Source organism: Haematospirillum jordaniae, from assembly GCF_001611975.1.
GTDB classification, from domain to species: Bacteria; Pseudomonadota; Alphaproteobacteria; order Rhodospirillales; family Rhodospirillaceae; genus Haematospirillum; species Haematospirillum jordaniae.
Genome location: NZ_CP014525.1, coordinates 1,039,130 through 1,051,209 on the forward strand (window position 1 = coordinate 1,039,130; position 12,080 = coordinate 1,051,209).

The following is a 12,080-nucleotide window of genomic DNA, read 5'->3' on the forward strand; positions in this document are numbered from 1 at the left end:
GAAGGCTCTATCAATGGAATGACCGCCTCTTTCCGAAACGGAATCTAAGTGCGAATGTGGGGCTGCGAAACTTTAGCATAAGACAGCAGGCACCCTTCGGAGTAGTTCCGTTCTAGAATGCTAACCCGGCAGCTTGGGTACCTGATTTGTGCAACAAAGTCATGTGATACACCCGAGTCTTTCTCACCTTCTCATCACACGTTCAGCAGCTTTAAAGGACTGGCTATTTGGTCTTGATCCTAGATGGTCACAGGGTGTCGAGAGTTGGCGCTGGCGAGATGGCGGCAAGCCATACGAAAAATCAAAGCCGGGTATGAAAGCGGGTACGAAATGAATATGAGAAATCACATACTGCGTATTTTCATGACTTGCGGCGATTAATTGCGGTTTAACGTTTAATTTCTAAACGATTTTCCAGCCCAGAAAGGCACGGCCTCTCCTTGTCGGTCAGGTCGTGCCTTTCTTGTTTCTTGAAGTCGTCTTGGCTGTGAAAGAGTTGCTGTCTCAGACCGAGATGTCCACGTTCAGTCCGCGACCGGGGCCAGGTGCAGAGAGTATAGCGCTTCTCTGGCTTGCTTTGTCCAAGGTCTCGACCAGTAATTTATCAACACTTCCTTGCTGACGGACAAATGATGTCATCATATTCCGGCGTGTTACAAGGCGCCCCATGGTTTCCAAGGTGCTGGCCGTTGACAGTGCATCCATGGTTTTTCCCCCATTTGGAAATGGCATCGTGATTGTATTGTATGCCTTCATGCATCTCAAGGTGAAGGAATGTATTGATGCGTAAATACGGCTGCTGCGAAATAAAAGGAGATCACGTGAATGTGAGCGTTTCTTCTTTTCTTTTCAAGTCTCGCTGATATTGTACGTTTACACATTATCTGAGGTGGGGCGAAGGAGCCCCTTTCTTTATTCTCCGGAGAACCGTGCAAGATGGAACTTGCCTTTGTTGCCACAGATATTGAGTGGCACGATGATGACCGTGGTTTGGCCTGTACTTTTCTTTCCAAGGATCGCTATCTGAGCTTCCGCAGGAGTGCGGGTGATGCTGAACCCTCTATATTATCGATGGAATGTGATGGAATGCCGCCAGTTGAAGCCGGGCAGATCCATTTATGCACGCTTGGCCTGTCCAGCCTGACTGTGCAATGGTCATGCCCTGTGCGTGGAGAAACGACGCTTCAGGTTGAATTTCAGCTTGCCCCGACGCTTCTTAGCCTAGTTGGCGCCGTCATGCCGCGCTTACTCTCTCAGAACAAACGAATCCTGAGGTTCTTCAAAGCCTGACCGGAAAGAGGGCGTGTTATCCCGTTATTGCCGTAAAGGCTACTTGTTGTTATCAGGCCGCAGGGGGTGCTTCGGTCGTTTGATGGCGTTTTAAACGTTCTCTCTGACTTTCGCTTTTCAACTGTCCGCAAGCAGCCAGAATATCCCGTCCACGCGGGCGACGGACGGGGGCCGAGTAGCCAAGGTCGCACAGAATATCGGCAAACCGCTCGATTCGGTCCCACGACGAGCATTCCAGATCACTGCCGGGCCACTTGTTGAAGGGAATCAGGTTGAACTTGCAGGGAATGCCACGGACCAGACGTGCCAGCTCGCGTGCATCGGCATCGGAATCGTTGATCCCCTTGAGCATGACGTACTCAAACGTAATACGGCGGGCATTCGATACAGCTGGATATTCCCGGCAGGCCTTGATCAGATCTTTCAGGGGCCATTTCTTGTTGATTGGCATGATCTGGTCGCGAATATCATCGCGGGCGGCATGAAGCGAAACCGCTAGGTTGACCCCGACATCCCGGCCAAGATCATACATCCGCGGCACAACACCGGATGTTGACAGAGTAACCCGGCGCTTGGACAAGGCAATGCCATCTGGGTCTGTCAGAATCTTCAGGGCTGTGACCGTGTTGTCATAGTTGAAGAGCGGCTCTCCCATTCCCATGACAACCACGTTCGACAAAAGACGCCCGGTTTCGTTGGGTGTCGGCCATTCACCGTAGGAATCCCGGGCGGTCAGGAACTGGCCGACAATCTCGGCGGCACCTAAGTTCCGTACCAGTTTTTGTGTGCCGGTATGACAGAAGCGGCATGTCAGCGTGCACCCGACCTGGGTGGAGATGCATACCGACCCCCGGTCCCGATCCGGAATGTAGACTGTTTCTGCTTCATTCCTGTCCCCGAACTTCAGAAGCCACTTGCGGGTTCCATCTTCGGAATCCTGTTGGCTTGTGATGCTGGGGCGCGAGATATGGAAGACATCCTGCATTTTTGTCCGGGTTTCGCGCGAGATGTTGGTCATCCCGTCAATGTCCCGGATCCCGCGATTGTAAAGCCAGCTCCAGACTTGGTTGACCCGGAACGGCTTCTCGCCAAGAAGAGCAAAACGCTCAGCCAGTTGCTCACGCGAAAGCCCTATCAGGTCCTCGCGTCCCTGATGGTCGGGGTTGTTGGGAATGTTGCCGGCGGCAGAAACGGGGATCTCTACCTGCGGGGTTTTCATGAAGGATGTGTCTGTCATGCCCGCTGTATAGCGCTGTCGGGGCATTCTATAAAGAGGTTTCCATTCTCTTATTGGGTGCCAAGGTGGCATTTAACAGCGGGAAACCCCGCTCTTCAGCCGTTCTTGACCCCACAGGCATCGCTGATGGCTTCCCATGCCTGGGTAGCGCCGCTCAGGCTATATGTATCTGTGGTAAGCGTGCCCCGGGAAGATGTTCCCCGAATCACCATTTCGTTGCCTTTGCGGATCTGGGTGCTGATGGTTGTGTCAGTCTTGGAGTCGTGGGCCCATGCCCGCCCCCCACTTGTAAACAGCGAAAATGTTTTCTTGCCGATTTTCAGTTCAACCGAGCTGCCATCCTTGTACGTGTAACCGGCTACAATCTGGAAAACATCAAGCGCATTCTGGGCTGGTCGATGCGTGATCAGGGCAAAGATGTCACCGCGGTTGATATAGTCACCTTCTGCTTTCAGGGGTTGGCTTGCCATGTAGCACAGCTTTTTCCCTTTCTCCGTTGCTGTGTAGGCTGTCCATTCTCCATAAGTCCCCAAACGCTGGAGCTCTCCCGTTTCGGCGGCTTGGACTGGCTGGGCCAGCAGGCGCAGAAGCGTCAGTACCGGAAAAAGAAGAGAGCAGGACAGGGCCAAGCGCAGAAACATGGGTACGCCTCCGACGTCGGGGCTGCGGTGATAGCAACCAAACTCTTGGCATTCTAGCACAATCAAGGCGTGTTAAAAACCCTGTGCGGGGCGGCATCATGTGCTTTCGGCTTGTTTTGACCTGTTATTGCTTGCCTCTGTTCTACAGCCACATGTCGAGGATCGGGATCAGGGGAAGGTCGGCCTCGGGCATGGGATAGGAGCGAAGGGCTTGTCGAGAAGCCCATGCCAGCTCCTGTCCCTCGCGGCTGCGCGGCGTTCCTTCCCATTGCCGACAAATATAAAGGGGCATCAGCAGGTGGAAATCATCATAGTGATGGCTGGCAAAGGTCAGCGGAGCCAAGCAGCCAGCGCGAATATCAATACCAAGTTCTTCATGCAGTTCCCGCACTAGGGCTTGCTCGGGTGTTTCCCCGGGGTCGACTTTGCCCCCCGGAAATTCCCATAGGCCTGCCATGGGCTTACCCACCGGTCTTTTCTGGAGGAGAATCCGGTTGTCCGGATCAATCAGGGCTGCTGCGCTGACCAGAATCGTGCGTCGTGTTGTATGGCTGCGGAATGAGCTGCGTTCCAGGATCAGGCCTTGGGGTGTCTGTATGAAGCCAAGGGCGCCAAGTATCGTCTGCGCGCCATCGGCTCTGAAAGGGTGATCGTTCAGCAGAATCTGTGCAACAGGCTGACTGTCGAATACGAAATCAATGATGGTCCGCAGGACGATGGTTGCTTGCTGTCCACACAGCAGGGGTGCTGTGTTCTCCACCCACATTGTGCAGCGGTTACCTGTTATGCAGCGTAATCGAACGTGTCCAAGCTGTTCTTTTCCGGGTTTGCTTTCCACGGTCAGCAGAAGGTCTTGATCTGGCGATGCGTAGGCATGGCTGGGGTAGATCAGCGTATTCTGAGTTACGAGTGGGAAGCGGGCAAGGCAGCCGGCTGTCTCCACGTCGTGGAACCACGGATTTGCATGTGCTGTGGCAGGTGGGGTGTGGGTTTCAGACATTGAGCCAAATTTCCCTTGATAGGGCGTGAAAGAGCACGCTTTCCGAAGGAAAATACCGGCTGCCTTGGCGGGGCCGCCGGTATGTCAAAGGCCTGTATCAAAATGCCTTGTCAGTCGGTTGGTTTGCTGCCGTCGGGATTGAAGACTTCGATGGCAGCCTCTTTGCGCAGGTCTGACAGAACCTCTGCCGCCACTTTTGTCGTAAGCTCCTCACGGATCTGATCGGCTACATCTTCAAATTTTGGGGCTTGAACCGGGCGCTTGTCGCTAACCTGGATAATGTGCCAGCCGAACTGGGTCTTTACGGGGGCCTTGGAGATGTCGCCTTTTTCCATGGCAAAGGCGGCATCGGCAAATTCCGGCACGACATTGGCACGGGTGAAGTACCCAAGGTCACCATCTTCGGATGGGCCGGGGTTCTGGCTTTCAGCCTTGGCCAGATCCTCGAATTTGGCACCTTTGCGCAGCTTGGCGATCAGCTGTTTGGCCTTGCCTTCGTCATCGACCAGAATGTGACGGGCACGGACTTCTTCCTCATTGGGGATGTCCTTGACCAGCTCTTCGTAGCGGGTCTTGATGCGCTCATCGGTCAGTTTTTTCTCGATGGCTTCCGCAATCCAGGCATGGCGGACAAGCTCACCTTCCACTTCTTTCAGGCGAGTCTTGATATCCGCACTGTCTGCAAGACCGGTCTTTCCAGCCTCGCGTGCGACCAGTTTCTGGTCAATAGCCCGGTCCAGAAGCCCCTTGTAGACGGCGTCCAGATCAACGGATGCCAGCTGTGGAACCTGCTTTGTGATTTGTTCCTTCAGGCTTTCCAGATCGGATCTGTGGATCTTCTCGCCATCAATGGTGGCCACAACCGGATCATTGGCTGGTGCCTGTTCGTTGGCGCTGATGTCACCATAGGCAAAATAGGCGGCCACAGCGGCAGCAGAGGCAACAACCACGGCCAAGATCGTACCGCGAATCAAGGAAACAGACATGACAAACCCTCTTTGAACCCCAATGGAGACAGCAGACCAGACAATCCGAGTGTACAGGCAACTCCGGAACGGGCAGTACAACACCACAGATAGCGCCTTCTGGCAAGGCTTGCGGCGGCATAAAATCCGCGCTTTCGTTGACACTGCCGATGGCAGGCACTATGTGTGGTCGCGGCCTTGTACGATATGTCCCTGTGTCGTTACGCCCCATGATGTCTTGAGGTTTTTAATGTTCGGTGCTCTTGCCCGGCGGCTTTTCGGGACCGCCAATGATCGCTTGATAAAGTCCCTGCGCGGCACGGTTGATGCTGTCAACGCGCTGGAGCCGTCCCTAGAGTCCTTGTCTGACGAGGCCCTGAGGGGACGTACGCAGTGGCTGAGAGAGCGTCTGGCCGCGGGGGAGTCCCTTGATGATCTTCTGGTCGATGCCTTTGCCACAGTACGCGAAGGCTCTCGCCGGGTTATGGGCATGCGGCACTTTGACGTCCAGATCATGGGCGGGATCGTCCTGCATCAGGGCCGCATTGCTGAAATGAAAACCGGTGAGGGGAAGACCCTAGTGGCCACCTTGCCGACGTACCTCAATGCCCTGACGGGGAAGGGTGTTCACGTTGTGACCGTGAATGACTACCTTGCCAGTCGTGATGCGGAGTGGATGGGGCGTTTGTACCGGTTCCTAGGGCTGACGACCGGAGTGATTGTTAATGCCATGTCCGATGCCGAGCGCCAGGCTGCCTATGCCTGCGACATCACCTATGGGACCAACAACGAAATCGGCTTTGACTATTTGCGCGACAACATGAAGTTCCGCTTGGAAGATATGGTCCAGCGGTCCTTTCATTACGCCATTGTTGACGAGGTGGATTCCATTCTTGTCGATGAAGCCCGTACGCCGCTGATTATCTCTGGCCCGTCGGAAACATCGACAAGCTTGTATGCCGATGTTGATCGCCTGATCCGCGATGTTCGTCCCGAGCATTACGAAAAGGATGAAAAAGCCCGTACCGTGACCTTTACCGAAGAAGGAACCGAGTTTGTCGAGCAAATTATGCGTCAGGCCGGGCTTCTCGGTGAGGGGGGGCTTTATGACCTGAACAATGTCAGCCTTGTGCACCACGCCCAGCAGGCCCTGCGGGCGCATGCCCTGTTCTCACGCGATGTGGATTATATCGTCAAGGATGGCCGGGTCGTTATTATTGACGAATTCACCGGCCGGATGATGGACGGGCGGCGCTACTCCGAGGGGTTGCACCAGGCGCTTGAAGCCAAGGAAGGCGTGGCTGTCCAGAACGAGAACCAGACACTCGCCTCCATCACGTTCCAGAACCTGTTCCGTCTGTACCCCAAGCTGGCCGGTATGACCGGAACAGCCATGACCGAAGCTGGCGAGTTCATGGAAATCTATAATCTGGAAGTGGTCGAGATCCCCTCCAATCGTCCCTTCTCCCGCGATGACCAGGATGATGAGGTCTATCGCATGGCCAAGGACAAGTACAAGGCCATTGCCGACCTGATTGGGGAGTGTCACAAGCGGGGTCAGCCTTGCTTGGTTGGTACCACCTCGATCGAGAAGTCTGAGTACCTTGCTGATCTTCTGCGCAAGGACAAGAAGATCAAGCCGCAGGTGCTCAATGCCCGTTATCACGAGCAGGAAGCCCATATCATTGCGCAGGCTGGTGTGCCCGGTGCCGTAACCATTGCGACGAATATGGCCGGTCGTGGGACGGATATCCAGCTGGGTGGCAACCTTGATATGCGTGTGGCAATCGAGCTGGCCAAAGTAACCGATGAGGTCGAGCGAACCCGCCGTATCGCTGCCATTCGTGCCGATGTGGAAGATAAGAAGCAAAAGGCTCTTGCCGCAGGTGGCCTGTTTGTGATCGGTACCGAACGTCACGAGAGCCGTCGTATCGACAACCAGTTGCGTGGCCGTTCAGGGCGTCAGGGTGACCCAGGGGCATCGCGTTTCTTCCTGTCGCTGGAAGATGACCTGATGCGGATTTTCGGGTCGGAGCGCATGGATGGCATGTTGCGCAAGCTTGGTCTGCGTGAGGACGAGGCCATTGTTCATCCGTGGATCAACAAGGCTCTGGAGAAAGCGCAGCAGAAAGTCGAGGCGCGGAACTTTGAGGTTCGCAAGAATCTGTTGAAATACGACGATGTAATGAATGATCAGCGTAAGGTCATTTACGAGCAGCGCCGGGAGTTAATGCAGGGTGACACCGTATCGGCTGATCTGGCCCAGATGCGGGCCGAGACGGTTGCTGATCTTGTGCAGCGCTGTATCCCCCGTAGGGCGATGGCGTCCCAGTGGGATGTACCTACCCTGCATGAAGAATGCCTGAGGCTGTTCGGTCTTGATCTTCCGGTGCAAGGCTGGGCTGCTGAGGAGGGGATTGCCGAAGAGGAAATCCACGATCGTATTCTGGGGGCTGTCGAGGAAAAAATGGCGGCCCGGCGTGAACGCTATGGCGATGATATCTGGCTGATGATGGAACGCGGGCTGCTTCTCCAGATTCTGGATCAGGTCTGGAAGGATCACCTTCTGCAGCTTGATCATTTACGGCAGGGGATTACACTTCGGGCCTATGCTCAGCGTGATCCGCTGAATGAATACAAGAGTGAAGCGTTTGAAATGTTCCAGGCGATGCTTGTGCATCTCCGCGAACGTGTGACGCAAGTCATGGCTTTGGTCGAGTTGCAGGTTGATCCGGAGCAGGACATTCAGGACCGTGTCCGTTCTCCACGTCGTCCGGAATCTCATCCCCGGCATGAAATGGCGCATGCTATGGCCGGATCTGGTGATGCGCCTCTGCGTCACCCCCCGATGCGTGATCCGGCCAACCCGGAGACGTGGGGGAGGGTTTCACGGAACGAGGGATGCCCATGTGGATCCGGGCGTAAGTATAAGCATTGCCACGGTTCCCTGAAATAGCATTTCCGGCATTGAATGGATCCCGGGGTCAGGGCATCAGCCATGCAGGCGGCCGTGCCTGTCTACAAGCTGTTCCCTGATCGTCTCACCTTTGGGGCTGAGTAAGATAATGCGCCGCCGTGCGTCATCCTGGTCCGGTTTGGTTCTGACTAGGCCCAGTCCGCCAGCGCTTTCCGCCAAGACTGCAACCTGTCGTCCTATTGTCGGCGTTGAGGTCCGCAGCTGCCTTGCGAGATCCCGGAAGCAGACATCCTTGGTATGACCAAGGCAGGCCTGCACGAAGACAATCACGCTGTTGAGCGGGATATCCGGATCAATGGTTTTGAACAGCATGAGGCAGCGCTCAAGGTACCTGAGTCCGGCGTCACTATTCCGTGCTGTTATCGTTGCGGGTAGGTGATTCAGGTGTATGGACATGCAGAACTTCCCCATCAGTACTGTCTGTCACTAGAGCTTAAACTTTATTCGCGCATAATTCCAGATTAATGCCACTTTTGATGGTTTTTTGTTCTGCTGGTGCGGTCCTTTGTTGCTTGTCTACAGGCACAAAAAAGCGCACGCCAGTCCTGCAATACGGCGCACGCTTTTGTTGGCAGCGGGATACTTTACTCAGCTGTTTCCAGTTCAACCTGGCGGAACCGGCGCGGGTCAGCAATGACATCACAGCTGTATGTTCTGGAATCCACCCGGGTTGTCAGATTGCGCAAGCGGGCATGCGGAACGCCGTGGCCATCTGTATAAAGGAACTCTACTTCCCAGAGCGAGCGCGGGTTTTCAACCCCCCTGAAGCGCTGTCCGAGTTCTATTGGTTTGCGAGCCATAAAAGTCCTCTATTCTTGCACACGTCACACGCAACAACAAAAAATGCAGGCTATAAAAAACGCCGACACCTTTCTGTTACCAGTTTCTATCACAGCGTGGCATTCTAGTGCATTGGCGCATGGTGCGGCGAGCTTTTTTTATGACGGCAAAATGTTGTCCGATTGTTGTTGAGCATTCATCTGGACAGGATAGCGGTGTAAGCGACGTCCTTTCCTTCATGCATCCGACAATGGCGGTCCTGTCAGTTTCCAGCTTCTGCGGGCATGGGGAAGGCCCGCGCCGGGTTTCCCGATGCGGTCAATCCTGGTCCGACATGTGTATAGACAACGGAACCCGCAGCAACGCGCCCCTGATTTCCTATATGGCATCGTGCTGTTACAACGGCACCGGATCCAATCAGGACGCAGCGACCCGTTTCAACCCACCCATTGAGTACACTGTGTGGGCCAAGGGTTGATCCATCGCCAATTCTGGCATCATGACCTATGGCCACGTGGGTATTGGCGAGCACATGTGCCCCCAAGCTGGCCCCGGTTCCTATGCTGACAAATGGCGCAATGATGCAACCTGGCCCCGGTCGGATGCCAGGTGCAAGCCATGCCAGCGGATGAATAAGCGGTGGTGCAAATAAGGCGCCCCGGTCGTTTAGTCGTTGTACAAGGGCAAGACGATTGTCTGGGTCACCCAGCGCAACAACGACCTTGTCACCATGCAAGGGCTTCCAGCGGTCTATGGGCTCGGGCGGTGGCAGGGCAAGATCCGCGATATCGGGCTTTGCGCCCGTGTCATCCAGAAAAAGGAAGGGAACCTGGAAGCCCGGGCACTGGCTGGCATATACAGCCACTTCGCGACCAAGGTTGCCTGCACCAACAATGATCAGGCGCTGCATGCTTTTTCCCACCCTTCTGCTGTTATTGCGTCAGATCACCATGCCCCCGTCGATGCCTAGTGTTTGACCGGTAATGTACGATGCGGCATCGGATACCAGAAAGCAAACGGCATTGGCGACATCGTCGGGTGTGCCTGGCCGCCCCATTGGAATGCTGTCCATGTGCTTCTGTCGCGTTTTTTCATCTAGGTGTTCTGTCATGGCTGTATCGATGAAGCCCGGCGCTACGGCATTGACCCGTATGTGGTCACGACCCAGTTCCTTGGCAGCAGACAGCGTCATACCGATGAGCCCCGCCTTGGCCGAGGCATAGGCAACCTGTCCTGCATTTCCGCGCAGCCCGATAATCGAGCTGATTGTAACCACAGCACCCCCGCGTTTTCCACGGCGCATCAGACGGCTGGCTGTTTGCAGGTTCAAGAGGGCAGACCCTAGGTTGGTCCGTAACATATGGTCCATCCTGTCAGGACTGATCATGCCCAGTCTGGCATCGTCCAGAATACCCGCGTTGTTGATCAGAATGTCCAGACGTCTGAAGCGGGTATCAATTGTTCTGTACAGGTCGGATACAGCCTCTGGATCAGCGGCATCTGAAAGCAGGGCAAGACAGTTATGCCCGGTCTCTGTGTGGATTGCTGCGGCTGCTTCATCCAAGGTTTCCCGGGATTGCCGTCCTGTAATAATGACCTGTATGCCGGATCGGGCCAATGACTTTGCAATGGTTTGTCCAATACCACGGCTTCCCCCTGTGACAAGGGCAACTTTGCCTGACAGATCAGCGTGATGCATCGACACCGTGCCGCTCAAGAATCTCTATGGCTTTATCAAAGCTCGACAGTTCTATGATGTCCTGTGTTTCCATCATGACTTCAAAGGTATTCTCTATGGCAGCGACCAGTTGCATGTGTCCGACAGAATCCCACGTGGGCACGGCGCGGTAGGCCAGTGAGTCGACATCGACACCTTCGGGCAAATCTAGGCTGTGCAGGAATGTATCAATTAAACGACGACGGACAGACATATGTCAGGGTATCCTTCTTTGATATCTGGTGCTCTGAAGGTATGTGGTTTGTTCATGCTATGGGCTGTTTCTGGCGGATATGCACACGTGCCGTATTTGCAATGCGCTGTATCGTTTCGTAATCCATGTCTTCGGAAAAAGGTAGCCCGATTGTGCTGCGTGCCAGATGCTGTGCGACGGGTGTATCGTGTGCCGAGAAGGATGCGAAGGCGGGTTGCTCTGGCAAGGGGCGTGGCCACCAGCGCCGGGTTTCAATGTGTGCTCTTGCCATATCCTTTTCTAGGTTTTCTATGACATCAGGATTTGCCGATACCAAGCATGTAGAGGTAATCCAGTCTTGCCCCCATCCGGGAAGTAGGCTTATGTCATCGACCGTGGACAACGCACGGCGCATGGCCCTTGCTACGCTGCATTGACGGGACCGGCGTTCCGGCCATTCCTCCAAAGCCGCGAGGCCTACGGCTGCGTGATACTCACTGAGCTTGCCATTGATCGCGATTCGCTCTGCATTGCGTACCCCGAGGTAACCGAAATTTCCACAACATGCTGCAGCACGACAGAATGCGGGATCAAGCGATACGATAAAACCACCTTCCCCGATCCCAAGGCATTTGGTGGCGTGAAGGCTGACAATCTGTGGAATATGTGTAATACGCAGGCTGTCAAACCCTGATGCAGAATCAATGATGACGGCAATATTATGATTGTCTTGCAGGTCTTCCCAGGCTGCTGGATCCAATGGTTGTCCGAAGGCCCTGACAGGCATGGCTGCGCGCAAGGGGGGGGCATCCTTGTGCCGGCTATGTGCTGCGGCCAGCACGGAATCCGGAGTAATAGTCCAGCTACTCTGGCTGACATCCAGCAGTACAGGTTCCATGCCGGCAGCTAGGACAGCATGGGCGCAGGCTGGAAAGGACCAAGCCGGAACGGCGCACGCCGAAGGCCGCGGCAGATCCAGAGCCAGAAGCGCCATGGTTAAGGCTGTTGTTCCGCTGCTGGCAAGGACGATCGTATCAGGATGGGTGCCAAGACAGGATGCAAGGTTGGCCCGGAACAGATTGGTCAGTGGACCATGGTTGGAATAGATGCGCGTTTCATCGATCTGTTTCAGCCATGGAAGGAGATGTTCCGTTCGTGGAAGAGAAGGGCGAAGGACCGGTACGCTGTCGGGGAAAGACATGGAGCCATTCCAGAGAAGGGGACGAGATAATCCGTGGACGAGAATGCAAAGTAAAAGTCCTTTTACGGTCATGCCATTG

General features: G+C 54.9%; 13 protein-coding genes. 2 read left to right on the forward strand and 11 right to left on the reverse strand.

The window, feature by feature from the left end; genetic code table 11:
- Positions 1–504: 504 nt before the first annotated feature.
- Positions 505–705, reverse strand: a complete 201-nt coding sequence (locus AY555_RS11760) for a hypothetical protein (RefSeq protein WP_156483298.1) — start codon at positions 703–705, stop codon at positions 505–507.
- A gap of 231 nt (positions 706–936) precedes the next feature.
- Here AY555_RS11760 and AY555_RS04915 point away from each other — a divergent pair, with 231 nt between their 5' ends.
- Positions 937–1,290 carry a hypothetical protein gene (locus tag AY555_RS04915; protein ID WP_066134172.1) on the forward strand — a complete coding sequence of 118 codons (354 nt, stop codon included), beginning with the start codon at positions 937–939 and terminating at the stop codon, positions 1,288–1,290.
- Between the two features lie 52 nt (positions 1,291–1,342).
- On the opposite strand, the gene rlmN is transcribed toward AY555_RS04915, so the two are convergent.
- The 4 genes from rlmN to AY555_RS04935 form a co-directional block, all read right to left on the reverse strand.
- The gene (gene rlmN, locus AY555_RS04920) at positions 1,343–2,509 is read right to left on the reverse strand and encodes a 23S rRNA (adenine(2503)-C(2))-methyltransferase RlmN (RefSeq protein ID WP_167798439.1); all 1,167 of its coding nucleotides are present in this window, start codon (positions 2,507–2,509) and stop codon (positions 1,343–1,345) included.
- 113 nt (positions 2,510–2,622) lie between these two features.
- The gene (locus AY555_RS04925) at positions 2,623–3,168 is read right to left on the reverse strand and encodes an invasion associated locus B family protein (RefSeq protein WP_066134175.1); all 546 of its coding nucleotides are present in this window, start codon (positions 3,166–3,168) and stop codon (positions 2,623–2,625) included.
- Positions 3,169–3,310: 142 nt separating this feature from the next.
- Positions 3,311–3,742 (reverse strand): 8-oxo-dGTP diphosphatase MutT, encoded by a 432-nt coding sequence (mutT, locus tag AY555_RS12390; protein WP_066136583.1) that lies wholly within the window; start codon positions 3,740–3,742, stop codon positions 3,311–3,313.
- Positions 3,743–4,278: 536 nt separating this feature from the next.
- Entirely contained in the window at positions 4,279–5,154 is an 876-nt protein-coding gene (locus AY555_RS04935) for a peptidylprolyl isomerase (protein ID WP_066134178.1), read from the reverse strand.
- A 229-nt stretch (positions 5,155–5,383) separates the two neighbouring features.
- Between AY555_RS04935 and secA the strand changes: the two genes are divergently transcribed.
- A complete protein-coding gene (secA, locus tag AY555_RS04940) occupies positions 5,384–8,089 on the forward strand; it encodes a preprotein translocase subunit SecA (protein ID WP_066134181.1) in 2,706 nt (901 codons plus the stop codon).
- A 36-nt stretch (positions 8,090–8,125) separates the two neighbouring features.
- On the opposite strand, the gene AY555_RS04945 is transcribed toward secA, so the two are convergent.
- The 6 genes from AY555_RS04945 to AY555_RS04970 form a co-directional block, all read right to left on the reverse strand.
- Entirely contained in the window at positions 8,126–8,422 is a 297-nt protein-coding gene (locus tag AY555_RS04945) for a MarR family winged helix-turn-helix transcriptional regulator (RefSeq protein WP_066134184.1), read from the reverse strand.
- Between the two features lie 272 nt (positions 8,423–8,694).
- Positions 8,695–8,910 carry a hypothetical protein gene (locus tag AY555_RS04950; RefSeq protein WP_066134187.1) on the reverse strand — a complete coding sequence of 72 codons (216 nt, stop codon included), beginning with the start codon at positions 8,908–8,910 and terminating at the stop codon, positions 8,695–8,697.
- A 242-nt stretch (positions 8,911–9,152) separates the two neighbouring features.
- Positions 9,153–9,800 (reverse strand): acetyltransferase, encoded by a 648-nt coding sequence (locus AY555_RS04955; protein WP_066134189.1) that lies wholly within the window; start codon positions 9,798–9,800, stop codon positions 9,153–9,155.
- 30 nt (positions 9,801–9,830) lie between these two features.
- A complete protein-coding gene (locus tag AY555_RS04960) occupies positions 9,831–10,589 on the reverse strand; it encodes an SDR family NAD(P)-dependent oxidoreductase (protein ID WP_066134192.1) in 759 nt (252 codons plus the stop codon).
- Positions 10,576–10,821 carry an acyl carrier protein gene (locus tag AY555_RS04965; RefSeq protein WP_066134194.1) on the reverse strand — a complete coding sequence of 82 codons (246 nt, stop codon included), beginning with the start codon at positions 10,819–10,821 and terminating at the stop codon, positions 10,576–10,578. Before AY555_RS04965 ends, AY555_RS04960 begins: the two co-directional genes overlap by 14 nt.
- 52 nt (positions 10,822–10,873) lie before the next feature.
- Positions 10,874–12,001, reverse strand: coding sequence for a DegT/DnrJ/EryC1/StrS family aminotransferase (locus tag AY555_RS04970; RefSeq protein WP_066134197.1), 1,128 nt, complete (start codon positions 11,999–12,001; stop codon positions 10,874–10,876).
- Between the last annotated feature and the right edge of the window lie 79 nt (positions 12,002–12,080).

Excerpts from the sequence above, each read along its gene's own strand:
- AY555_RS04935 (WP_066134178.1), bottom strand. The coding sequence starts at position 5,154 with ATGTCTGTTTCCTTGATTCGCGGTACGATCTTGGCCGTGGTTGTTGCC.
- AY555_RS04925 (WP_066134175.1), bottom strand. The coding sequence starts at position 3,168 with ATGTTTCTGCGCTTGGCCCTGTCCTGCTCTCTTCTTTTTCCGGTACTG.
- AY555_RS04965 (WP_066134194.1), bottom strand. The coding sequence starts at position 10,821 with ATGTCTGTCCGTCGTCGTTTAATTGATACATTCCTGCACAGCCTAGAT.
- AY555_RS04960 (WP_066134192.1), bottom strand. The coding sequence starts at position 10,589 with ATGCATCACGCTGATCTGTCAGGCAAAGTTGCCCTTGTCACAGGGGGA.
- AY555_RS04915 (WP_066134172.1), top strand. The coding sequence starts at position 937 with ATGGAACTTGCCTTTGTTGCCACAGATATTGAGTGGCACGATGATGAC.
- AY555_RS04945 (WP_066134184.1), bottom strand. The coding sequence starts at position 8,422 with ATGCTGTTCAAAACCATTGATCCGGATATCCCGCTCAACAGCGTGATT.
- secA (WP_066134181.1), top strand. The coding sequence starts at position 5,384 with ATGTTCGGTGCTCTTGCCCGGCGGCTTTTCGGGACCGCCAATGATCGC.
- AY555_RS04970 (WP_066134197.1), bottom strand. The coding sequence starts at position 12,001 with ATGTCTTTCCCCGACAGCGTACCGGTCCTTCGCCCTTCTCTTCCACGA.
- rlmN (WP_167798439.1), bottom strand. The coding sequence starts at position 2,509 with ATGAAAACCCCGCAGGTAGAGATCCCCGTTTCTGCCGCCGGCAACATT.
- AY555_RS04955 (WP_066134189.1), bottom strand. The coding sequence starts at position 9,800 with ATGCAGCGCCTGATCATTGTTGGTGCAGGCAACCTTGGTCGCGAAGTG.
- AY555_RS04950 (WP_066134187.1), bottom strand. The coding sequence starts at position 8,910 with ATGGCTCGCAAACCAATAGAACTCGGACAGCGCTTCAGGGGGGTTGAA.
- AY555_RS11760 (WP_156483298.1), bottom strand. The coding sequence starts at position 705 with ATGGATGCACTGTCAACGGCCAGCACCTTGGAAACCATGGGGCGCCTT.